The organism is Lacrimispora xylanisolvens, from assembly GCF_002934545.1.
In the GTDB taxonomy this organism is placed as follows: domain Bacteria; phylum Bacillota; class Clostridia; order Lachnospirales; family Lachnospiraceae; genus Lacrimispora; species Lacrimispora xylanisolvens.
Genome location: NZ_PTJA01000003.1, coordinates 256,583 through 282,447, shown reverse-complemented (window position 1 = coordinate 282,447; position 25,865 = coordinate 256,583). Strand labels below are relative to the sequence as shown.

At 42.2% G+C, this 25,865-nt stretch carries 14 protein-coding genes and 2 tRNA genes; 2 read left to right on the top strand and 14 right to left on the bottom strand.

Going from position 1 to position 25,865, the window contains the following annotated elements; translation table 11 throughout:
- Positions 1–19 precede the first annotated feature (19 nt).
- From BXY41_RS06925 to BXY41_RS06920, 3 genes are all read right to left on the bottom strand, one after another.
- On the bottom strand, positions 20–310 hold the full coding sequence (locus BXY41_RS06925; protein ID WP_104436092.1) for a hypothetical protein: 291 nt from the start codon (positions 308–310) through the stop codon (positions 20–22).
- Positions 311–346: 36 nt separating this feature from the next.
- Positions 347–520: a hypothetical protein gene (locus BXY41_RS26645; protein WP_170072245.1), complete on the bottom strand. Its 174-nt coding sequence runs from the start codon at positions 518–520 to the stop codon at positions 347–349.
- A gap of 70 nt (positions 521–590) precedes the next feature.
- Entirely contained in the window at positions 591–962 is a 372-nt protein-coding gene (locus BXY41_RS06920; protein ID WP_104436091.1) for a hypothetical protein, read from the bottom strand.
- A gap of 166 nt (positions 963–1,128) precedes the next feature.
- On the opposite strand from BXY41_RS06920, the gene BXY41_RS06915 reads away from it, so the two are divergent.
- Positions 1,129–1,335, top strand: a complete 207-nt coding sequence (locus BXY41_RS06915) for a helix-turn-helix domain-containing protein (RefSeq protein ID WP_104436090.1) — start codon at positions 1,129–1,131, stop codon at positions 1,333–1,335.
- Between the two features lie 104 nt (positions 1,336–1,439).
- Here BXY41_RS06915 and BXY41_RS06910 read toward each other — a convergent pair whose 3' ends face one another.
- From BXY41_RS06910 to BXY41_RS06895, 4 genes are read right to left on the bottom strand one after another with little or no spacing between them, the layout of a single operon-like run.
- Positions 1,440–5,645, bottom strand: coding sequence for a PspC-like choline-binding domain-containing protein (locus BXY41_RS06910; protein WP_104436089.1), 4,206 nt, complete (start codon positions 5,643–5,645; stop codon positions 1,440–1,442).
- A gap of 8 nt (positions 5,646–5,653) precedes the next feature.
- Complete coding sequence (locus tag BXY41_RS06905) at positions 5,654–13,159, bottom strand: InlB B-repeat-containing protein (protein ID WP_104436088.1); 7,506 nt, start codon at positions 13,157–13,159, stop codon at positions 5,654–5,656.
- Positions 13,156–13,335, bottom strand: coding sequence for a hypothetical protein (locus tag BXY41_RS06900; protein ID WP_104436087.1), 180 nt, complete (start codon positions 13,333–13,335; stop codon positions 13,156–13,158). The genes BXY41_RS06905 and BXY41_RS06900 overlap by 4 nt, the downstream gene beginning before the upstream one ends.
- 9 nt (positions 13,336–13,344) lie before the next feature.
- A complete protein-coding gene (locus BXY41_RS06895; protein WP_104436086.1) occupies positions 13,345–15,657 on the bottom strand; it encodes a DUF6273 domain-containing protein in 2,313 nt (770 codons plus the stop codon).
- Between the two features lie 473 nt (positions 15,658–16,130).
- Between BXY41_RS06895 and BXY41_RS06890 the strand changes: the two genes are divergently transcribed.
- Entirely contained in the window at positions 16,131–16,772 is a 642-nt protein-coding gene (locus BXY41_RS06890) for a peroxiredoxin (RefSeq protein ID WP_104436085.1), read from the top strand.
- Between the two features lie 51 nt (positions 16,773–16,823).
- Here the strand turns inward: BXY41_RS06890 and BXY41_RS06885 are convergent.
- The 7 genes from BXY41_RS06885 to BXY41_RS06855 form a co-directional block, all read right to left on the bottom strand.
- Positions 16,824–16,895: transfer RNA gene (locus BXY41_RS06885), tRNA-Glu, on the bottom strand.
- Positions 16,896–16,919: 24 nt separating this feature from the next.
- Positions 16,920–16,993, bottom strand: a tRNA-Pro gene (locus BXY41_RS06880).
- 159 nt (positions 16,994–17,152) lie between these two features.
- Positions 17,153–21,697: a PolC-type DNA polymerase III gene (locus BXY41_RS06875; protein WP_104436084.1), complete on the bottom strand. Its 4,545-nt coding sequence runs from the start codon at positions 21,695–21,697 to the stop codon at positions 17,153–17,155.
- Positions 21,698–21,705: 8 nt separating this feature from the next.
- Positions 21,706–22,761: a flavodoxin-dependent (E)-4-hydroxy-3-methylbut-2-enyl-diphosphate synthase gene (gene ispG / locus BXY41_RS06870; RefSeq protein WP_104436083.1), complete on the bottom strand. Its 1,056-nt coding sequence runs from the start codon at positions 22,759–22,761 to the stop codon at positions 21,706–21,708.
- Positions 22,762–22,783: 22 nt separating this feature from the next.
- Positions 22,784–23,842 carry an RIP metalloprotease RseP gene (gene rseP, locus BXY41_RS06865; protein WP_104436082.1) on the bottom strand — a complete coding sequence of 353 codons (1,059 nt, stop codon included), beginning with the start codon at positions 23,840–23,842 and terminating at the stop codon, positions 22,784–22,786.
- Between the two features lies 1 nt (position 23,843).
- Entirely contained in the window at positions 23,844–24,986 is a 1,143-nt protein-coding gene (locus BXY41_RS06860; RefSeq protein WP_104436081.1) for a 1-deoxy-D-xylulose-5-phosphate reductoisomerase, read from the bottom strand.
- A 63-nt stretch (positions 24,987–25,049) separates the two neighbouring features.
- Positions 25,050–25,850, bottom strand: a complete 801-nt coding sequence (locus BXY41_RS06855) for a phosphatidate cytidylyltransferase (protein ID WP_104436080.1) — start codon at positions 25,848–25,850, stop codon at positions 25,050–25,052.
- Positions 25,851–25,865: the final 15 nt, after the last annotated feature.

Below are 25,865 nucleotides of genomic sequence, written 5' to 3'. Positions count from 1 at the left end.
TTTCTCCCTCCGGAAAATTCTAATTTTGCGGAATGGCAAATCTTGTAAAATGCGTTACACGATCCGGAAAGTCGCAGTCCAGAGGCGTACCGCAGTATGGTGGCTCATCAATGGGGAAACTCCACCATAGACAATCCCCATAATCTTCATGCCAATCTGAAACCGCTTGAGGAATCTGTATTTCTACCGCCTGTATGGCAACATCAAATGCTTCTCCAAAAGCCTTTTTTTCTTTTGCATCTGCCACCATATTGTCATTACATCTCTTAGTCTGTTTTAATATCTCTATTGCCTGTTTCAAGTTACTCATTTAAGAACTCCTTTCTTGATCTTTCACAGGTTTCACTTAACTCCCTATGTTCCTTTCTCTCATCAGTTCTATTTCAAGTAGAACAAGCACTTGCATGTAACAAGCTTGTTCAAAATTATTGAGGTCTACTCTATCTGCATTAAACTTTTCAGTAAAATAATCAAGGGCCTCCTCAGTTCCCACTACACCGCTTTCCATAATCGCTGCCATTCTTATATCTCCTATTAATTAATACATTTTCGGCATATCATATAGGTACCTTACTTCTAAAACCGTATTACTACGGCAATACATTTCTGATTTCCCCTTGATCTACAAGCCTTCTAAGTTCCCCTCTGGCTATCTTCTTACATTCTGCCTTTGTTCTCTCACTGGCTAATAAATGCCCTCTAAATATGGCTTTCCAGCCGTATATATACTCTCCCATAAACATATTTGTTGTACGGCGGTAATCTATATCACACTGATCAAAGCTTAATTTGCTTTTGACAGCTTTAACAGGTACTGAATCTTTAATCAGATCCTCATGCCTTACAATGGCATAACACCCTGTGTGATTTCCCTCCTTAATAACAACTTCTGCTGAAGTCTCGTTATAGTTCATCATAATCACCTCTACTTCCAAAACCTTGTTATCGATTTTAGCTTTCATATGTAGTTCTCCTTTTTGTTTTTGCTAATATTTATTACCCTTTGTTGATATTATATTAGCATACAGTTAAATAAGTGTCAACATATTTCATTAGCTTTTGTTAATATTTTTATAATTGACGTTTATTTTATTTTAGTATATACTTATAAAAAAGGAGGTTTCCATAATGGGAATGAGATATTATAAATTATTTGATCAAATCAATCGTAAAGGTATGAAAAAAACTGATTTACTGGAGATTATCTCTGGTCCTACACTTGCCAAATTATCGAAAGGAGAGACTGTGAAAACAGATATCTTATGTAAAATCTGCTGTTACCTAAAGCTGCAGCCAGGGGATATCATGGAGTACGTAGAAGAAGGGGATTCTTAAAATAGAATCTCTTTTTTGTTTTCCTTTAATTCCAAGGCACATAATTTTTTTCTATCGGTTCATATTCGGTTATCAAGGTGCTGTGATGTTGGCCACACGGGTGGCTACTGCATTGCAGTAACCACTTTCCCGTCCTTAATCCATTGGCCTTTTTCATTTAGTTCATATTGTCCATCTACGACCATTCCAGTCATTAACTTTCCTCTTGTCCCATCTGATACGGGGTTGAGATAATACCAGGTTCCCTCTATATTCTGCCAGCCCGTGAGCATCTGTCCCTGGGTTCCATCGGTAGCCGTCTTTAGATAAAAAATATTCCCATCTGCATCTGTCAGCCAGCCCGTTACCATGAATCCATCTTTGTCAAACCGGAACCAGGAAGCCTTTTCCTGATCTCCCGTTGCAAATGGGTTACTAATATATGCCCATTCATCGGTATAGGTCCGGTCAGAAGCAAAGATCCATTTCCCATTTCCAGTCTGGGTCCAGGTGCCGGTGATGGCTCCAGATGGCGCTGCCGGTCCTTTGATATTTCCTGCCGCCGTTACTCCTACGGATCGGCTTCCGCCACCACCACCTCCTCCTCCGCCGGAGCTGCCTCCAGAAGTGGTATTATCAATGACTTTTAAGTTTAATCTTACCTGGATTGGATCAGAAAGCTTTCCATCACTGCTTTCTGCATATACAATAGCGTTTGTGCTTCCAGAGTACTGTGATTTCCCCAGTATCTCATTGATCCAGCCAGCAATTACTTCCTGTTTTTCATTAATTACTATGGCTCCAACATTTCCTTCTGAATCTACGGAAAGGATTCCTGAATCAGAGGACCTCCACTGGATTTTCTTCCCCCTATTTTCAGGATAAACAGAAGCGGAAATTTTCTTGGCTTCCATACCACTCCAGGTATAAGTAGGATTATTTCTTCTTCCTGTTTTGGTTAGTGCCAGATCAAAAGTCTCACTATTTCGGTCTGCTTCCAGGCATTCTGCCTGGAATGAAAGTTTCACCAGACAGGAGGCTGCTTTCTTTCCATCTCTTGTGGTGGCCGTAATCACCACATTCTTTTCTCCCTGATATGGAGCTTTGTAACATGCTTCATTGATCCAGGCAGCACCATCAACTGGCACTATATTTCCCTGCTCATCAACGGATAACGCTCCCGGATCAGAGGAAGTCCAGATTACAGTCCGGTCATAGGGCTTATGTTCTACTGACTCATCAAGATCCGGGAGAACCGTTGCAGACAGTTTCTTTGCAATAAATCCTTTTTTATCTGCAATCTGAGAATGGATATCTCCCGCCATCTGATAGCCAAGATCATAGGATAGTTCTGTTTGATCCAGGTTAATTCCTTCCGGGACTACTCTGGTCTGGTCATCCGTTACAAAGTTAATACTTACCTGGCAGACAGCAGAAGCTTTATTCCCCAGCTTGTCTTTTCCATCAACAGTAATCACTACATCCCGGCTTCCGCTTCCTGATACTTTGGCATATGGATCATTGCTTTTGATTCCATTGTCAGTAGCTATGATGTTACGTATCCAAGCGGCATCCATAAAAGCACTGACCGATGCTTCCCGGTATGCATCATTATCCTGCGCCACTTGCACCACTGCCGGATCGGAACTGGTCCATACCACTTCATCCTTAGAAAAGAAGTCCGGAGTGAATGTTGCCGTTAAGGACTGGGGGGCTGTTACTGTAACCGTTTCCTGTGGATTGATCCGATCCCCAGTCAGAGTCCTTTTGACTGTATAGGTAAGCGCCTGTTTATCAAGAACTGCACCTTCCGTGGCAACTAAGGTATTGTCAATAATCTGAAACGTGACATTAATCCGACTGTTGGCAGCACAGGGTTTCCCCTCAAAGGAAGTAGAAGGTCTGGTCTGCGCCGTTAAAACTGCAACGCCTCCGTTTTGGTGCCCAGCTCCGTAAATGGTATTCGGAATCTTATACTGGTAATTTTCATCTGCCTGTTTCTTTTCTGCATCAGCTATAATGGTTTGAAAGAAGGAGGAGGAAAGATTGACGGAAAGGCTAGCTGACTGTGAAGTATATCCGTCAGTTTCCTCATCATTGTTCTTTGCCAGAGTGATGAGCTGAGGATCATCAATGCTCCACTTCACCCGGCTGTCTGCTACGTCATTGTTTGCATCAATCACAGCCTTGATATTTACCGGCTGCACCTCAGTTCCTTTTTCTAACACACCGTTGATATACCGGGCGATCAGCTTTCCTTCCTTGTTTTTAATCTCTGTTGTTAATACCGGATTCTTCCGGTTTCCAGTCCTGGTCTGAGTGACTGCAAAGGTATAGCTTTCCGGATCTACCTTTACGGATACTGCCACCTTTTTATAAAGTGCTGAAAGGATAATGTTATCTTCTGGCATGGTAAAGGTATAGGCATGGCTGCTGTCGGAATAAGTACTGCTCTTTTTTATACCCTTGCTATTTACATAGAAAGGAGTGCCTTCGATCTGAAATTTTTCCGTATCCGTATTGTTTGGTGCTGTTGTCACGGTGACTGCGGTACCAGCTGCAATGGCTCCCCGGTTTTCTTTATCCATGGGTTTGGAATACTGGGAACTTCCCCGTACCTCCAAGGTGGCAATATCATAATAGTTCTGGCCGTTTGCTATGGTATCAATCTGATTGACATTTAATAGATACCCTCTTACGGGCCTGCCCAAAGAATCCGGTGCAAAGTGATCCAGGATATAATCTCCAGACTCCTCATCAAGAACAGTCAGGATCCCTTTTTCCAGTTCTTCATAAAAGTACTGATCCGATATGGTCTTTTGTACCCCGCCCTGAACCAGAGTATAGTAAAGATCTCCCGTGTGCCAGTAACCGATATGGGCAGCGTAGGTATAATCATTGTCATCCTCAATCTCTGAACCGCAGACATTGGCGCTTATTTTACTCTCCGTATCCGCAAACAGATATGCCACATCTTCAATGTAGTTAAAGCTAGTTGCAGCTCCCTGTCTGATTCCGATAAAGGTGCCTTCCCTTGCCATGGAGCCAAGCTGAGAGTTTCCAATGGTTCCAGCAAAACGGGCCACTTTTATTTTCCCAGCTGCATACTTCCCTGTAATCCCTCCGATGGCAGTGGAGTGATAACCTCCAATGGTTCCGCTTACATAGGTGTTAAATACATTAGAAGCGTTCTGATACCCTACGATGCCACCAATGTATCCGGTTCCTTGAATTCTTGCGGTAGTACCTGTGCCGGTGGATACCTCGCAGTCAACAATAGAGGAATTGGAGGCAACTCCGGCGATTCCACCGGCATAAATGATTTCATTTCCTCCTTTTGCATCAATCATGACTTTTTCACAGGTGGCATTTTCAATCACAGTACCACTGATCTCTCCGGCGATCCCTCCAGAAATGCCAGTGGAGTTGATATCAGCATTTTTTACGGTTACGTTTCGGATCTCACTGTTTTCTGCATACCCTGCCACCACACCAGTCCGGTCATTTCCTTTTATAGAACTGCTATCAGGAATTATGGTCAGGTCATGGATGCTTGCATTGGATACCGATCCAAAGAGTCCTACGTTGTTATAACCGGCAAAGGAAGTCAGTTTTAAGTTCTTAATGGTCTTTCCATTTCCATCAAAGAAACCATTAAATGTGTGGGAAACTTCCCCAGTCTGTTCAGAAGAGTCCTGATAAAAGCCAATAGGAATCCAGTCCACTCCCTGAAGATCAATATTCGCACCCAGGGCAAAGTAACATCCGGAATAATCTCCGGCATATTTGGCTCCCTCTGCCTCCGGCACCATCATACCCATGGCCGTAAGCTCAGATAGTCCCATAAGCTGCTCCCGGTTTTTGATCAGGTATGGCTTTTCTTCCGTTCCCTCTCCCTGGCTTCCATTTAAGAATTCAAAACTGGTCTTTCCTGACCAGGAATCCCAGATATCTCCCAAAGAACTGGAAGAGGTAACAGAAGAAAGTAGGGAAGCTGCTAAAGCTTTTTTTACATCCGTAAAAGTAGGTTCTACTACTTCAGATGGTGTAGCAATATTTACCGGATCTGTTTCTGGTATTTCAATCGGATCTGGGTCTGCAGATGGGATCTCTTCCGGTTCTACTTCTGGCAGTTCTCCTTCTACGCCCTCTTCATTAACGGGTTCTTCTACCTCTGATTCTATGTCACGGCTTGCCTCAGAAGGCGTAGCCACTTTTGAACCGGAAACTTCTGTCCCTGATTCCGCATATACCGCCCAAGGCGGTACTGCGGTAATTGTCAGGGTGGCACACATAACGTATGCCAGCCCTCTCACAAATTTTTTTCTCATCGTTCCTCCTATTTATTTTTCCAAACTCCATTTTCATCTACCAGGTATCTATCTGGAGTGATCTCATTTTGATACATTGATCCATAAGGCTTACCTGGCTTTGTTGGATCATACTTCCAGCCCTTAGGATTACTTCCATAATAAGTCTGTGACTCATTTTGTTTTGTGAAGTAATACCACTTATTGTCAATGTATTGCCATCCGGTAAGCATCTTTGTTGTACTGGGATCAAAGAAATACCTTTTATCGTCCATTGGTTCGTAATTCCAGCCAATCAGTGCCGCTCCGAACCTATCTCCAGTCTCTTTGTTAAGCTTATACCAGGTTCTTTCTCCCTCCAGGTACCAGTCATAATTAAGATTTCCGGATTCATCCACGTGGTACCAGTCTTTTCCATCACCAACCCACTCATTTTTTGCTACAGTTCCATCCGGTTTTGTATAGGTGACTTCAAGAGGATTGTTTGGGTTAACGGTAAATGTTCCTCCGGTATCAGGTACTACTGGTTTTACAGTAGTGTCAATAACCGGAATTACTGGAGCAGTTACAATTTTCTCTTCTTCCTGTTTCTCTGACTCTGGCTTTATCGGCTGTGGGTTTGCCGGTTCTGGGTTTGTAGGTTCCGGATTTGTAGGTTCCGGATCACTCCCAATCTTTTTATCATCAGAAGTGCCGATTTTTCCATCTGGACCACTCGACCAGTGTTCCGTACCTTTTGTCCAACTTCCATCTAGACCCGGCTTCGTATAAGTTCCATCACCATTGTCGATATAGTAGCCGTTTCCTCCCGGCATTACATGGATCTGGCGATCATCCGCCCCTGGCTTCCCATCGTGGCCATACACCCATGTTTCAGTTCCGTTTGTCCAGCTTCCATCTGATCCCGGCTTCGTGTAAGTTCCATCTCCATTGTCGATATAGTAGCCGTTTCCTCCCGGCATTACATGGATCTGGTGGTCATCCGCTCCCGGCTTTCCTCCAGGTCCATACACCCATGTTTCAGTTCCATTTGTCCAGCTTCCATCTGATCCCGGCTTTGTGTATGTTCCATTTCCATTGTCGATGTAGTAGCCGTTTCCTCCCGGCATTACATGGATCTGGCGGTCATCCGCTCCCGGCTTCCCTCCGGGGCCATACACCCATGTAGTACCATTTGTCCAGCTTCCATCTGATCCTGGTTTAGTGTAACTTCCATTTCCATTGTCAATATAGTAGCCGTTTCCTCCCGGCATTACATGGATCTGGCGATCATCCGCTCCCGGCTTTCCTCCGGGGCCATACACCCACGTTTCAGTCCCATTTGTCCAGCTTCCATCTGATCCTGGCTTGGTGTAACTTCCATTTCCATTGTCGATATAGTAGCCGTTTTCTCCGGGCATTACATGAATCTGACGATCATCATCTCCCGGCTTTCCTCCGGGGCCATACACCCACGTTTCAGTCCCATTTATCCAGCTTCCATCTGATCCTGGTTTAGTGTAACTTCCATTTCCATTGTCGATATAGTAGCCGTTTCCTCCGGGCATTACATGGATCTGACGATCATCCGCTCCTGGCTTTCCACCTGGTCCATACACCCACGTTTCAGTTCCGTTTGTCCAGCTTCCATCTGACCCTGGTTTGGTGTAACTTCCATTTCCATTGTCGATAAAGTAGCCATTGCCTCCGGGCATAAGATAGATCGGGCGATCACTGGCTCCTGGTTTTCCATTTGATCCATACCACCAAAGTTCGGTTCCGATTGTCCAGCTTCCTCCAGGTCCCGGCTTTAAGTAAGAACCATTACCAAAGTCTACGTAATAACCATTTCCTCCGGGCATGAGGTAAATCGGGCGATCACCGGCTCCCGGCTTTCCATTTGTTCCATACCACCAGAGTTCGGTTCCGCTTATCCAGTCTCCTCCGGCTCCCGGTCTTAAGTAAGAACCATTTCCATAGTCTACGTAATAACCATTCCCTCCGGGCATAAGATAAATTTGTCTGTCATCCTCAGTCCCTATATTTGCATCCGGTCCATACCACCAAAGTTCATCGTCCGCTGTATTCCATTTACCGTCTGATCCGGGTTTTCTGTATGTGCCGTTTCCATTGTTAATTAAGCCTATAGACCAGTGACCATAATAGGTCTGATCGCCCAGTGCTGCCAGCGTGGTCTCTTTAATTAGACTTCCTCCTGAACTCTCCGTATACCAGCCCAGGAAGACATATCCTGTTGCGTGTAATAATGGCAGATCTCCAATAGGAAGCGCATACGTTACGGTCTTATCTTCTGGATCACTCATGGAGTCCAGGTTGCTCTTAAAATGAATGGTATACTTGTTTGGTATCCATTTGGCTTTATACTCCGTATCACCAGGCTCCACCCAGCTTCCGGATGTTACCTCTTCGCCATTGTCCCTAAACCAACCTGCAAAGGTATATCCCGGTTTTTCCGGACTCGGAAGCGTTCCAATCTGCATTCCATAAGTTCCATCAATGATTTTCACCACTGGCTTACCGTCAGAATCGTTATAAACAAAGCGAATCTGATAGGTCTTTCCTTTCCAGCCTGCATGATAGGTCTTAGCTTCAGCATCCGAATCAGGATTAAATATAGTCTGAGAATCTACTTTCTTATTGTCCTCATCATACCAGCCCATAAAGGTATATCCTTTTTCTTCTGGTACCGGAAGATTTCCAAATTTCTGGTCATATCTAAGCCCAACGGTAAACGCCTGTACCGATTCTCCTTCTGGCTGTTCCGCCTTTGAAATAAAACGGATCTGGTATGTCTCTGGCTGCCATTTGCCGTAATAAACCACATCCTTTGGCTCTACCATGGAGTCATTTGTAACTTCCGTTCCTGTTCCATTCTTTCCCGTCCACCATCCGGTGAATCTCCAACCGTAAATTTCTGGCATAGGAAGGATTCCAAGTCTGGTATCAAAGGTGTGTTCTTCTATTGTTGCATCCCCGTCCCACCTTACATGATCCGGATCAAAAGTAATTTTGTATGTATTTGGCGACCAGTGAGCAAACAATGTAACATTGGCTGCTGGCATCTGATTTCCGCTATAGGAATAGCTGCCTCCGCCTGATGCACTGTTATACCAGCCATCAAAGCCATATCCTGGCCGGCTTACTAAATCTCTTCCGTCCTTAAGTACCTGATCAAATGACTGATTAAAGGAAAGTACCTGCTCTTTCCTGGCATTTCCCGCCAGAGTCCCGCCATTGCCATCAAGTGTTAATAAATATCCGTTAATGGTATACTGGGCAGTTATTGTACTGTGATCCTGAATGTTTGAGTAAGATTTATCCCAGCCATTAAACGTATAGCCCTGCCGTTCCGGTACTTCAGGAGGTGTTGCATTAGCTCCGATAGCAACCTCCTGCTTCTCTAAAGTCATTCCGTCCCAATCTTTAAAGATAACTTCACTGGAGCTTCTTTCCCAGTGAGCATATGCTGTTACTTCCGCATCCGGCATAAGGTTTCCGCTTTCCGGATATTTACTTCCCCCTGAAGGGGCTGTATACCATCCGGTAAAGGTGTAAAATCTTCGGGCTGCATCAGCCTTACCATTAATAAGCACATGGTCGAAGGACTCTCCGTAATCAAACACCTGGTCTTTGGTTTCTTCTCCAGCTAATGTCCCACCGTTGCCGTTTAAAGACAGCTTATAACTTTTTCTGGTATATAGGGCGGTTATGGTGCTATGATCCTGAATATTGGTATATGGCTTGTCCCAGCCACTAAATGTATATCCAAGCCTTTGCGGTGGCGCCGGTGGAATTGCATTCGCCCCAACATGAACCTCCTGGGTATCTAAAGTTGTTCCATTCCAATCTTTAAATACAACTTCACTGGAACTTCTCTCCCAGTGGGCGTATACAATCAAGTCTGCATTTGGCATGAGATTTCCGCTTTCCGGATACTTACTTCCTCCTGAAGGAGCTGTATACCACCCGGTAAAGGTATAATAATTTCGGGCTGCACCATTCTTTTCATTTACAAATATGTGATCTAAGGATTCACCAAAATTAAAATCCTGGCTTTTCGTCTCCTCACCCGCCAGAGTTCCCCCATTACCATTTAAAGTCAGCTTATAGCTGTTAATGGTGTACTGAGCGGTTAAGATTGTATGATCCTGAATGTTGATAATAGGCTTGTCCCAGCCAGTAAATGTATAGCCGATTCTTTCCGGGGCTGCCGGTGATATTGCATCTGCTCCGATTGTAACTTCCTGGGTATCTAAGACTGATCCGTTACAATCTTTAAATACAACCTCACTGGAGCTTCTTGTCCAATGAGCATAGATTACAAGATCTGAATCTGGCATTTTATTTCCGCTATCCGGATATTTGCTTCCTCCAGTCGGATCTGTATACCAACCATCATAAGTATAAAATTTACGTAATGCAGTATTCTTTTCATTAGAAAGTATTTGATCTAAAGACTCGCCTGGAACGATGGTCTTGTCTATTGTTGACTGATCCGATAAATTCCCACCATTGCCGACTATCCTTAGAGTTTTAGAAATAATCTCATACTGAGCCGTTAATACAGTATCCCCTTGGATATTTTCGTATGGTTTATCCCAACCAACAAAACGGTATCCTGCCCTTTCCTGTAATTCTGGTGGAATTGCATCTTTTCCGTAGTCTATTGTCTGCTCACTTAGTACTGAGTTGTCCCAGTCTTTAAAAGTTACTTTGTTTTGGGAATTTGCCCACTGTGCATATAAGTACCAGTTATTTGAAGTGCCATTAACCGTGTAGTTATTAACAATGTCATTTTCGCTCACTAAAGTTCCACCAGTTCTAGCTGTGTACCAACCTTTAAATATTTTATCTCCATTCGTTGGCACAGCCAGTTTTCCAACAGGTGAATCGAATTTTCGTGATGCCAAACTGAGTTCTGATGTGTCAGAACTGCTTGTGTTTTTATATAATCTTATATATATATTCAAAGGCTCCCATATAGCATACACAGTGATGTCACGGCTTTCTGGCACATAAGATGAATTAGTACCCTTATAAAAAATTCTACCTGTATCATCTGGTTTTGTATTCCACCACTTAAAACTGTATCCTTTTCTGGTATACGGTGTTCGATCAGCAATGTTGGTATATACCTGATAATATGTATAATCTGCCGTATATATTGAGTACGTATAAGGATTTGGCGCACCCTCATAATGGTAATCTAATGTTATTTTTGTAGGATACCTTGACCACTGAGCATATAGATTAAAATCACGGTTAGGCATCAATGTTTCCTCTGTCACCTGGGTTCCGCCATAATAATAGGTAAACCAGCCCAAAAAATCTAATCCTTTACTGGTTACTTCTGGAAGCTTGCCTATTGGCTTATCATATATTACCTGTACTTTATAAGGGCTGCTTTCACCAGATACACACTTATCAAAGATAACGTAGTATGGTACCGGTTTCCAAATTTGATATAAGTCCTGATCATATGGCTGTACATTATTAAGATTAGAATAATTCGCTTCTGGAGTGGTTCCCCACCCATTAAACGTATATCCGGTTCTAGTCTCCACCAAACCCTTAGTTAAGATCTGAGAATCAATTACGCTTGACCAATATAAGCTACTTTCGTATTGAACATCGATCACTTTGGTGACATCTTGTCCATCATTGGAATGCAACGTTACTTTGATCATATTACCTTCTTGCTTTGGGTACAAATACACAGTACTATCCTTGTAATAGGTCTTTGAATCAAATGTCTCTATACAATCCAAATCCACATTGGGTATACCATACCATGTGCCAGAATAATGATAGCCCGTCTTAGATGTTGGTAAACTTGAAAGATCTACCACTGGAGGAGTTGTCTTTCCCTTTGCAATAATAGTTTCAGTTTTAAGAATATTGGCACTTGAAGACGGAGCATCACGGTATATAATAGTTATATTGGGTAGTTTTTTATATTGTGCTTTTATTACCATATCTTGAGATACATTCGTAAAACTTTTATCCCAACCAACAAAATCCATTCCCTCTATCTCAGGTGCTTGTGGGGGTATGGCAGCTTCTCCCGTTAATACCATATCTGTTTTTAAATTATTCCCATCTATGTCCAGAAAATCTACCTTGTTTACATTCCTTTCATAATTCGGATATACCCAGGTTACATTTGCGCTACTTCCGAAGCGTAACTCGGTATTAGGTAATATGGGTATATCATTATAATTTGAACGATAGTACCAACCTTTAAATGTAAATCCCTGTTTACTGGCGGGCCTGATAGAATCAATATTAAGCGATGTATCCCTTCTGACTATAATTGAGTTAATCCCATACTTTACTTTATCGTAGGTATTGACATATTCATCATTGGAGAAAATGTACATATCTGCATTTTGGGGACACCAAATTCCATAAAAATTTCGAGTGTAATCCTTCGTGAGATCTAGCATATAGTAAGGTGGATATAAATCACCACCTGATAGATATTCAATTGTGTCTGCAGGATCTCCATTTACCTGAACATAATTGTTACCACCATCAAGTATAGTAAAACTATTGTTATAGCATCTGATTGTACTCCAACCTACAAAATTTGAACTAAAATTTACTCTGCTTAATACTTCATCAGTTTTTACCCGCGAGCCATAGCTATCACCAGATGGCCTAAGTTCAAAGGTGCTTGTACTAACTGAAGACTTAAAGGTAGGAATATTTTGTCTATATCCTCCGGGAATATCCTGATACTGATATATATTCTGAGTTTCCAAAAGACTGGCCATTAACATGTTTGAAACATTAAATACTGTTCCTGTCTCATCCGCATAATACCAACCCGGTTCTCTCTCCTCTTGTGTCTCATTAACCAGGACTCCATAAAAGTGATAACCCAGGTCATCTTGTGCACCAGTCAGTTTCCAGATATCATAAGATGAAGAATCCCAGTTTTTAAATCCGGTTATGTTTTTTTTGACATATTCTTCGATACTAAAACTGTCAAAAAATAATCTCCAGGATAAATCTGTCCAAGCTTTTTTGTCCGGGACGACACTTTTATATATGTATGGAGCTAAACTATAATATTCCTCATCCAAGTTGATGGAGGAGGACATATCTCCAACACTTCCTACTTGATCTGCTTCATTCCAGAGAGGGAATTCCGCTTCACCATCTACATATCCATAATCCCTATACTGAATCATTCCATTACGATCCTCAAATTTCCAGAACCGTTTTCCGGCTTTTTTCACCTGAGAATAATATTCCGGTATTTCCTCTGGCTCCACCTGAACAAACTTTCTCACCGCCTCCGATGAGGTTGCCTTATCTTCTGGCTTTTCTGCCTCCGAGGGCGTTGCCTTATCCCCTGGGCTTTCTGCCTCTGATGGGGTAGCCACTTCTTCCACAATTTCGTCTGCTTCCTCCATTCTTGAATTAGACATTGCAGTAAGCACAAAAGATGGTGGTGCATATCCCACCGTGGTTACTACAATGATGGCAGCAAGGAAGAGGCAAATAACTCTTTTTGCATTTCCTTTCATGTTCCTTTCTCCCTTAATTTCTTATCTTTGTATTCATTAATCCATTGGATTTGATCCTTATTTTCCTGATCTTTGTTACTGGAGCTCGCAACTACCAGAAAAGATACTGAGATGAAAATAAAAACCACAATGGAGGCACAGATAAAACCAAACAATACAAAAGGCAGTATGTTCATACATCTCTCCTATCCCTGAGGAATCGTCATAACTGGTCTGATCCCGATATTTGTCTCCGAAGCATTCACCGGCTGTATATTCCCATCTGTCAGGCTAACGGCGTAAATGCCTTCTCCGTACCAAAAATCATCCAAACCGCCATTTTGAGGAGTCCGCAGATAATAGCCTTTTGAATAAGCTGAGATCTGAGAATCCGGATTATTGGTTTCACTACCATTAAATTTCCATAGATTATACCGGTACTTTAACGCCTCTTCCACGGATAGAATAAAGACTTTATCCTCCATAGACTGATATAGATGGTCATATCCCATTAAACTACTCTCTTTTAGCTGCTCATATGTTCCTTTTCCAGTTGATCCTATGTATGATCTGGTAATTCCTATATAGGTATTATGTAAAAACCGCGAATCTGAAGCATTGTTCTGCAGCCACTCTCTCACCTTTGAATATTTATAATTATTGTTGTCTCCAAAATTAAGCTTTTTCGATGCCCCCATAATGTCGGACCGGATCACGCTGTCGCATAGAAACAAAGCTGTTTTCTGACTGTTGTTTATGGAATCCTCATAATCCTCATCAATGCATCGAAATGAATAGGTTTTGTTTCCAATGGTACGGTACTGGACATCCCCAATACTGTAATGGACGGCTTCTGGTGTTTCCTTTACTGGCTGATAACAAACGTCACAGGTTCCATCATGATCCGTATCTATATGTCCCATAGCAGGTAATAACACTGTTTCCTCCTTTCTGCACTTTAGGCATTGTACGGTTTCATAACCATTATCCATACAGGATAATTCCACCCGGTCTATCACTTTGTAGCTGTGATTGCAGGTGTTTTCATCATATGTTTTCTCAAACCCAACCCGTAAAATGGTATATGTCTCATCAGCAATTGTTAATTGTTCCAATGAAAGCTCAGATAAGTTTTTGACCGCTGGAAACTTCTGACTGATAATTGCAGCATTTGGGGTATATCCCTTTGCTATTACATAAACCTCTATCCGGTCTGCCCCATCAGCCATGGATACCAGGTTAAGAAGTCTCTCATTTGCTTCCGTCTGGCTTTGACTGATAAGCTGTCCGACCGATGACCTTACTCCTGTAATGTATTGATCTGTCTCACTGGAAACATCAAGCCAGTAATTTAATCTTTCTTTCATATCTTCATCTGAATCTGGTATTTCCGGCAAACGATCACCTTTCCGGTATTCGATATAATATTTCTGGGTACCATTTCCATTCACCACAACACTCCATGGACTGGACACCAGGGAATGGTAGTAATATTGATCACTTCCTATAATTGTTTCTGGAAAATCAATAAAAAGTTCCTTACCTTCCTCCGTCTTACCCTTTTGCCCTTTAAAAATCTCCCTGTCTGGCTTTCCTTCTTCAATAAACTTTAAGTCCCAGTCAATTTTTCTAGCCTCAGATGGGGAAGCTGCGATATCTTTCTCGTAATAAATATTCAAGATGATCTGATCACTGGTTAACACAAGGGTCTCTTTCTGGCCTTTAGATATGGTATATCCATCAACGTCCGGCTGGATCAGCTCTATTATTTCTCCTTCATCCCCTGTTCCAGTCATAATCTGAAGAATTGTTTTATCAGCAATATCCATATACCTTACGGTAAATTTGAATTGTTTAACCGGGACTTCCGAGACTTCCTTCCCACCACTTTCATCCGGATCAGTTGGCTTTACAGGTTCTGGCTTACTATCAAGCTTTTCACCATTGTTTTCATTCACGGAACTGTTTGAGCTGCTGTGACCTCGACTTCCGCCACCTCCGCTAGATCCTCCGCCACCGGAAGCTCCAGAAAATTTGATTTTACCTGTTGATAATGTTTTCCTTTCTACAACCGTCTGTATCCCTTTCCCCGGAATTTCAACGACACTTCCTTCGTTAATCCATGCACCGGATTCATTAACAATGTATCCGTCAGGAGTCATACCATTCTCATACATGGAACCCTGCGGCCAGTTTCCCTCATTTGCAGAAGAAAGGAAATAGCACTTTCCATCAATCCACTGCCAGCCAGTCAGCATCTTTCCTTTTGTTTCATCAGTAATTGGACTAAAAAAATACCATTTATCGGAAATATGTTTCCAGCCTGTGGCAATATCGCCGTTTTCACTAACGTAATACCAATTATCAGCTATCAGCTGCCAGCCATTCTTTCCAGTTGCCTTTCTTTCGTTATAAATACGATTAACATCATCTTGTATATATTCTCCATAGCTTAAAATTGGAATATATAGAAATGACAATAGCAGACTTAATAAAGCCAGCGATTTTCCCTTTTTCATTCATACCACCAATCTTCTTTTATTTAATATTATTTAGTTATTACATCTAAGTCATATCTGCCAGTTTTATTCAGCAGACCACCTATCCTCCTTTCTATGCAAACAAATTTCGTTTAATCAAAAAATTTATATATGTATTTGGAATATAATAAAGAAAATGAGATACAAGAAATTAAATTTGAGATATATAAAAAGATTAAAAATAAATAGATTAAATAAATAAAAATGTTAAATCCATAGAGCGTTTAAGTGAACAAAATAATTAAGGAATTAAGTTTGAAGAATCTAAATAATACTAGAAATACAGAATGTTATAGAAGGTTATTACATCGAATTATATTATACCATGAATTTTATATAATACCAACATATATTTTTTAAGATATCACCACTTTATTAAATACACTCAGTTTATAGAACTATTTCTTCCATAACCACCATATATTATTACAAAAAGCTATTAAGGATTACATATGAACGTAAGCATTGGAATGAAAGCTCCAGACTTTTCCGCAATGACAACATTTGGACCCATAAAATTATCTGACTACAAAGGCCACTGGGTAATACTATTCTCCCATCCCGGCGATTTTACTCCGGTCTGTACAACCGAATTTGTTGCTTTCGCTCAGGCCAATGACCAATTTGAAGCCTTAAATGCCAAATTGATCGGTTTAAGCATAGACAGCAATCCGTCTCATCTTGCCTGGGTAAATCAGATCTATTTATTGACAGGCGTCCAGATTCCATTTCCTATTATAGCAGATCGTATGGCCGAAGTGGCGGGTATGTACGGCATGATAGCGCCCGATGCCTCCAAACAGGAAACTGTCCGTAACGTCTTTTTCATCGATCCTGATCAGATTATACGGGCAATACTCGTTTATCCTCTTACAAATGGAAGAAATATATGTGAGATCATAAGACTCCTGACCGCACTTGAGACAACAGACCGCTGCAATGTTGTAACTCCGGCAAACTGGGAGCCAGGCAGTCCTGCTATGGTACCCCCACCCCGCACGTATGATCAGATGATAGAGCGGATTAATAATCCACAGGCTCAAAACTTAAATTGCATGGACTGGTTCTGGTGTTATAAAGATAAACCCTGCTGATCCCGCTTTAACGCAAAAAACCTTCAGGATTAATCCTGAAGGTTTTTATTATGACCTATCCGAGAATCGAACTCGGGTTTCCGCCGTGAGAGGGCGGCGTCTTGACCGCTTGACCAATAGGCCAGTACGAATATGATTCATACAAAATCGAGGCGACAAGATTCGAACTTGCGACCTCTGCGTCCCGAACGCAGCGCTCTACCAAACTGAGCCACGCCTCGATTACGTTACGTAGTATAATATAAATTTGAGACAATGTCAACCGTATTTTCAAAATTTTTTTATTTTTTAAAAATACTGGAAAAATAACAGCAGATTTCAGTTACTCTTTAAAACTTCCGCTGCAGAACAAAGAATGCGATTCCGCAGCGGAAACTTCATTATGCCAGATCAAACAGAGACAGCTGATTGGATTCGGGAAGATCCCCCAGAAGTCCCAGATCACCCATAAGATCACAAACAGTCTTACTGACCTTTGTCCGGTTTCTGAAATCCTCTCTGGATAAAAATTTTCCATCCTTACTGGCATCTACAACCGCATCTGCTGCTTTCTCTCCCAGTCCATCTATACTGCTTAAAGACGGCATTAATTTACCGTCAATGATCTGAAAATGTCTGGCTTTTGCCTGGTAAATATCGATAGGAGTAAAATCATAACCCCTTGCATACATTTCCTGGACAATACGCATATCACGAAGAGTATCCTGCTCCTTTTTGGAAAGCGTGTCGATCCGTTTCCTGTAATCAGCCAGATAATGCTCCAGCTTTTCTCTTCCCTGGCACATCAGCTCATAGCTGAAGCCATTGGCACGGATACTGAAAAACGATGCGTAATAAGCCAGTGGATAAAACACTTTACAGTACGCGATTCTCCACGCCATCATAACATAAGCAGCTGCATGGGCTTTGGGGAACATATATTTAATCTTTTTACAGGACCAGATATACCAGTCCGGAACCCCATGGGATGTCATCTCCTCCTCCCATTCGGGTTTTAATCCTTTACCTTTACGTACGCTCTCCATGATCGAAAAAGACAGACCTTCTTCAATACCCATGGAAATTAAATATATCATAATATCATCTCTGGTACATATGGCGGTCTGAATGGTTGCCTTCCCTTCCTGAATAAGAGCCTGGGCATTACCAAGCCACACATCCGTACCATGAGCAAGCCCTGCAATGCGGACAAGATCTGAGAAATATTTCGGCTGGGTGTCTATTAACATCTGCATGGCAAAATCGGTACCAAACTCCGGAACTCCCAGCGCTCCCAGCTTGCAGCCGCCGATATCTTCCGGCATAATTCCAAGTGCTGAAGTGTCCTGAAAAAGTGACATAACTTCTCTGCTGTCCAGAGGAATGTCCTTTACTGGATCAAAACCGATCAGGTCCTGAAGCATACGGATCATGGTCGGATCGTCGTGTCCCAGAATATCAAGCTTTAGAAGGTTATGGTCGATGGAGTGGTAATCGAAATGAGTGGTTACCGTCATCGTTGTCATATCATTAGCCGGTCTCTGAACCGGTGTAAAGGAATAAATCTCCTCTCCATGGGGAAGAACAATAATTCCTCCCGGATGCTGGCCAGTGGTTCTTCTCACACCCACGCAGCCCTGAACAATCCGGTTAATTTCACAGTTCCGTTTTCTCACTCCATGTTCTTCGTAATAATTTTTCACATAACCAAATGCCGTCTTATCTGCAAGAGTACCGATAGTTCCTGCACGGAACGTCTGCCCTTTTCCAAAAATAACTTCTGTATAATCATGGGCCTTACTCTGATATTCTCCGGAGAAATTCAAATCGATATCAGGCTCCTTGTCTCCCTTAAAACCAAGGAATGTTTCAAACGGAATATCAAAACCATCTTTTGATAACGGGTGCCCGCAAACCGGACATACCTTGTCTGGCATATCGCAGCCAGCCATTCCTGTAAATGCCTTAACTTCTTCCGAATCAAAATCATAGTAGTGACAATTCTCGCAGTAATAATGAGGACTGAGAGAATTTACTTCTGTAATTCCCGACATATAGGCAACGAAAGAAGATCCAACCGATCCTCTGGATCCCACCAGATAACCATCTTCATTGGATTTCCACACCAGCTTCTGTGCAATGATATACATAACCGCAAAACCATTGGATATAATGGAATTCAACTCTCTCTCCAGACGCTCAGTCACTATCACAGGGAGATCCTGTCCATAAATGGCATGAGCTCTGTCATAACAGATTTTTCTTAAATCTTCATCTGAATTTTCAATGACAGGTGCACATTTATCCGGCCGTACAGGTGAGATCCATTCACACATGTCCGCTATTTTTCTGGTATTCTTTATTACTACTTCTTCCGCCTTGTTAGGGCCTAAATACTCAAACTCCTGAAGCATCTCCTCTGTAGTTCTAAGATATAAGGGGGCCTGGTCATCGGAGTCTTTAAAACCTTGTCCAGCCATAATGATCCGCCGGTAAACCTCATCCTCCGGATCAAGGAAATGAACATCGCAGGTAGCGCAGACAGGCTTACCAAACTGTTCCCCAAGGGTCACAATCCGCTTATTGATATCAATTAAATCCTGCTGGGTCTTTACCGTACTCTTTTCGTCTCTTAACATGAATGCATTGTTACCAAGGGGCTGTATTTCCAGATAATCGTAAAAGTTTACAAGTTTGGCTATTTCTGCATCCGGGACACCCCGCAAAAGAGCCTGATATAACTCTCCCGCCTCACAGGCAGAACCAATAATCAATCCCTCTCTGTACTCATTTAAAACGCTTTTGGGAATTCTCGGTCTTCTGGCATAAAAATCGATATGAGAGCGGGATATCAGGCGGTATAAATTAACCCGGCCCACATCATTGGCTGCAAGGATGATCACATGATAGGTGGGCAGCTTTTTAATCATATCCGCCGACATGGCACTGAGTTTGTTTAACTCATCTAATGATTCCACTCCCCGCTCTCTGAGCATTTTTACAAATGCCGCAAATATCTCTGCTGTACATCCTGCATCATCAACCGCTCTGTGATGGTTCGCCAGGGAAATATTTAAGGCTTTGGCTACAGTATCCAGTTTATACCTGTTTAAACTGGGTAAAAGAAGCCTGGAAAGAGCCACAGTATCTATTACTGTAGGGTTAAACTCCATTTGAAGCTGCTGAGCATTATAAGAGATAAAGCTTACGTCAAACGAAGCATTGTGGGCGACTAATACAGAATCTTTGCAAAACTCCAGAAACTGGGGGAGAATTACATCAATCTTTGGATGAGGAAGCACCATACTGTCATTGATTCCCGTCAATTGTTCGATCTCAAAAGGAATTGGTACATCCGGATTTACAAATGCGCTGAATTTATCCTTGATTTTTCCATCTATCACCTTCACTGCACCAATTTCAATAATCCGGTTTCTGGATGAACTGAAACCCGTTGTCTCAATGTCAAAGACCACGTAGGAATCAGAAAAGGTCTGATTCCTGGAATTTTCAACCAGCTGCTTTAAATCATCAACCAGATATCCTTCCACTCCATAAATAACTTTAAATGTATCACCTTTATCTAGCGCATGGTTTGCATCCGGAAAGGACTGTACACACCCATGATCCGTAATTGCAAGCGCTGGCATCCCCCATTTTTTAGCACGTTTTACAAGATCTTTCACTTCAGAGACGCCATCCATGTCACTCATCTTTGTATGACAGTGAAGCTCCACCCGTTTCTCCAGACTGTTGTCCGATCTTTTCCCAGTAAAATCTTCTGATTTTTTAATACCTACAACAGATCCCAGAGTCAGCTCCCCATCAAACTTATCAATGGTTGTAACTCCTTTTATTTTGATGAAGGTACCTTTTACCACTGCGTTTTTCAGATCATCCAGCTGTTCTTCCCTGGCAAACATCTTCACTGTAATCGTATCCGTAAAATCTGTTACATCAAAAATAATAATGGTCTTGCCGCTTCTTAATTCCCTGCTGTCCGTCATAATAATCTTACCACGAACCACGACTTCTCCGATTTCCCCATCTATCTTTTCAATTTCCATGGTTTCTTCTTCAAAATCTCTGCCATACAAAACATCCGGATTATCAGAACGGCGGCCATTATAGGAATTCTTCCGGTAATCTTTCCATTCCTTCTTTCCGGAGTCGGACTCTGCTGCTTTACCGGATTCTTTTTTATCTCCTTCTTTTTTACCACCCATGCGTAGTGTGGCTGCAGGAGGCTGGGCTTCCTGTGTGAAGGGCACTTCATCAGAATAAGTGGCTGCCAATGCCTCCAGAGGGGCATCTGCCATGGAAGGTCCGCCATATTCGTCTGTCTGGCTTTTTTGCTGCCCGGCAAAAGAAGTTCTGCTAACGATTTCCTCTACTTCTCTCTGCATCTGAAGTTCTTTTTGTTTCGCCAGGACATTCTCCTTAGGCTCAATAAATTCATACTGAACTTCAACAGGCAGGCCGCATCTTTCGTGAAAAATCTTTTCCAGCACCCGCTTTAATTCGCCGGCTTTTTCATGGGTTACAATGGTATCCTCCACTGTCATCTTCAAAAGATCAGGTTCCGGGAACTGGCACTGTGCCTTCCGAAACATATTATACTCAATGATGCTGTAATTTTTAAGTTCCGCCAGAAGACTTTCCCGATAGATCTTTAACAGCTTCTGGGGCGTATACTGTCCTGACAGGCGGAACCGTTCAATGATTTTAATTGTGATCTGCTTGGAAGGAAACAACTGTTCTTTGATTCCTTTTTCCAGGCTGTAAATATTTTGCTTATGTATCAGCCTGGGGCTGATTAAATAAACACGAATAGAGCTTCTATCCCTGTTTGATGTGACCTTTTCCACATCTACCAGATTTAAAAGCTCTTTTAATTCGTCAGTAATATGTAAGTTTGGAAAAACTTCCAAAAATTTCTTTGCCATTCTATCACCTATTGCATTTTCATAAGTTCTTCCTGAAGGGCGCTAAGAAGTTCTTCTTCCGGAACCTTTCTGATTACTTCTCCTTTTTTAATAAGAAGTCCCTCTCCGATTCCACCGGCAATTCCAATGTCTGCTTCTCTTGCTTCACCTGGTCCGTTTACCACACAGCCCATTACTGCCACCTTAATATCCAAATGGTCGTAAGCAGAAACCATATCTTCTACCTGATTGGCCAGGGAAATTAAATCAATTCTGGTTCTGCCGCAGGTGGGACAGGATATAACCTCCACCCCTCCTCTTTTCAGGCCCAGAGTTCTTAAAATGGTTTTAGCTGCCTTTATCTCCTCAAGCGGATCGCCGGTAAGAGACACACGAATGGTATCACCAATTCCCTTATGAAGAATAATGCCCAGCCCAACGGAAGATTTAATGGTTCCAGATATCAGGGTTCCAGCCTCTGTAATACCCACATGAAGGGGATAATCCGTTCGCTCTGCGATCAGTTCATGGGCCTTGATACACATAAGTACATCAGATGATTTGATGCTGATCACCAGATTCCCATAATCCATCTCCTCGATCATACGCACCTTATTTAATGCGCTTTCCACAATTCCCTCTGCAGTAACTCCACCATATTTTTCAATGAGATTTTTTTCAAGGGAACCGCTGTTAACTCCCACGCGTATGGGAATCTGATATTCCTTTGCCTTATCCACAACCGCTTTTACACGATCCAGCGAGCCGATATTGCCCGGATTAATCCGGATCTTATCAGCTCCTGACTCGATAGAAGCCACAGCCAGCCGATAATCAAAATGAATATCGGCTACCAGAGGTATACTGATCTGCTTCTTAATCTCCTTAATAGCTGCCGCCGCTTCCATATCAGGAACAGCAACTCTGATAATATCGCATCCTGCCGCGGTCAGCGCATTTATCTGATTGACTGTTGATGCAACATCCTGAGTTTTCGTATTGCACATGGATTGGATCAGAACCGGATTGCCTCCACCGATGACCTTGTTTCCGATCTGAATTATTTTCGTATGATCCCTGTTCATAAGCTCCTCCATTTATACTTTATCAGGTGAATCTGCTGATATCATTAAATACTACAAAAATCATCAGCGCCATCAAAGCTGCCATACTGATCATGTTTACAAGACCCTCTTTTTCCGGGTCCATTCGTTTTCCACGTATTGCTTCTATAATTAAAAACAACAATCTCCCACCATCAAGAGCTGGTATAGGGAGCAGATTCATCACGCCTAAGTTGGCACTTAAAAGAATACACATACTGATGACATTCATTAGTGCCGCAACTACACTGACAGTAAGACCCGCTTTCACAGAATCATCGATCATTACAACGATTCCTACCGGACCGCTTAAATCATTGACACTGGCCTTTCCGGTAAACAGCATACCAAGGCTCTTTACAGTCAGTTTTACATCGTATTCCATCTCCATATAACCATGTTTAACCAGATCACCGGCATTTGCCGCTTTTTTGTTCTCAGGCGCAATTAATATACCGATCAGATATTTTTTACTCTCTTCTGAATATTGGGGAGTAACAGACACAGTCTGGATTTCCTGTTTTCCTGTCTGAGGATCTGTTCTTGAAAATTCCACCTGATTCATCTTGTCATCCGGTTTCATCAGCTTATAAAGAATATACTCCTGATACATGGAAACCTTCTCACCGTTAATTTTTAACAATTTATCTCCGGAGCGCATTCCTGCTTCATAAGCGGGCGAACCTTCTGTTACTTCTTTTATATAAGTAATGTCATATCCACTCATACCTACCAGAACCAAAGAAAGTAAAAAGGCAAGAATAAAATTAAAGATGGGACCTGCAGCTATGACTGACATTCTTGCAGGAATGGATCTGTTCTGAAAAGCCCGTTCATCAGGATTTTCTTCATCCTCTCCCAGCATCATGCAGGATCCGCCTAAAGGAAGCAATTTAATGGAATATGTCGTTTCTCCCTTCTTAAAATGCAAAAGACGGGGTCCCATTCCTATGGAAAATTCCACTACTGCGATTTTGTTCATTTTTGCAAATAAAAAATGGCCTAATTCATGAATTAAAACAATTAAACCGAATACCAGAATTGCTACGATAATACTGGACAATTTACCACCTGCTTTCTATATATTCATAAGCTGCAGCCTCTGCATCAAGAATCTCTTCCACGGTAGGATTCTCTTTTACAGTATGCCCGTTCATCGCTCCCTCTATCATATCTGTGATAGTAAGATATGTAATTTCTCTGTTCAAAAATTTGGCAACTGCCTTTTCGTTAGCAGCATTAAAAACAGTCGGGAGCGTTCCACCGGCACATCCGGCCTCATAAGCCAGTTTCAAACCCGGAAAATTAACAAGATCCGGTTTTTCAAAATTAATTTGACCAATGGACCAGAAATCAAGACGATCTCCTTTTAAATATCTCCGCTCCGGATAATAAAGTGCATATTGAATCGGAAGCTTCATGTCCGGAGTTCCCATCTGAGCCATAACTGCTCCGTCTTCAAACTCTACCATAGAATGAATGATGCTCTTCGGCTGAATTACTACCTGCACCTGATCCATTTGAACGCCAAACAACCATTTGGCCTCCATGACTTCAAGCCCTTTATTCACCATGGTTGAAGAATCTATGGTAATCTTTCGGCCCATCGCCCAGTTTGGATGGTTGAGTGCATCCTCTACTTTCACATTCTTTAACTCTTCTCTTGTTTTACCACGGAACGGACCGCCAGAAGCAGTCAGAAGTATCTTATGGACAGATCCCTTATTTTCTCCATTCAGACACTGAAATATGGCACTGTGTTCACTGTCTACTGGAAGAATCCTGACACCCATTTTCTTTGCAAGAGGCATAATGATGTGACCGGCAGTTACCAGAGTCTCCTTATTGGCAAGAGCGATATCTTTCCCTGCTTCCATCGCCGCAATGGTTGGCCTGATTCCTATCATCCCAACTACTGCAGTGACAACAATCTCTGAAGTTTCTTCCACAGCAGCCTCGATTAACCCCTCCATACCGGAAACAACGCGAACCGTGAGATCTCTTACTGATTCCTTCAGTTCCTTCGCTTTTTCTTCTTCGAAGACACAAACTATTTTGGGGCGGAATTTTCTGATTTGTTCCTCCAACAGGCGGATGTTGCTTCCTGCAGCCAAAGCAGTCACTTCAATATCGCCCTGGTTCTCCACCACCTCCAAAGTCTGCGTCCCAATGGATCCTGTTGACCCAAGGATTGCTATTTTCTTCATCTTATGCTGTATACTCCTTTTCTTTTCCTAAATTCCGATTTAAGGTAATACTTTGTCAGGCTCTTATCGAATAAATGTAACCACAAAATAAATAACAGGGGCAGTAAAAAGCATACTGTCAAAACGGTCCAGTATTCCACCGTGTCCTGGTATGAGTTTTCCATAATCCTTAACCTGATGATCCCGTTTTATGGCAGATGCAGCAAGATCACCAATTGGTGATATCGTTGCGGCAAATGCACATGCAAGAGTACAGGTAATCTGCGGATAATCAAGTACAGTCATTGCCCCGCCAAAAATTGTCGCATATATAAATCCCAGAAGTGAGGCCCCTAAAATTCCGCCAATGGCTCCCTCTATGGATTTATGAGGGCTGAGTACAGGTGCAAGTTTATGTTTTCCAATGAGATTTCCAACACAATATGCGCAGGTGTCACAGCCCCATGAACTTAAGAACACCAGCCATACCAGATACTTTCCGTCATTCATGGTACGAACCTGATATAAATAGGATAACATAACTGCCACATAAAAAAATCCAAAAAACGCCCCAGTCACTTCCTCTGTTTTATATTTTGGAAAAGCAAAAACATAAAAACATAAAAGAAGCATCATAAAAACGATAGACATATACAATGCATACTGCTGCATCTGAAACCATAACAGCCCGTAATAAACAATTACAATGAAATATCCCATATATCCCATGGGATGATCATGGATCTTAAGCACACGATACAGCTCATACAAGCCGATCATGGATATGAAAATCGTTGTCGCAAACAGCAGGAGCCCACCACTTCCTACTGTTATCAATGCGATCAAAACAAGAACAATTCCGCTTATCAGCCTGGTTGTAAACATCCCGCTTCCTCCCTC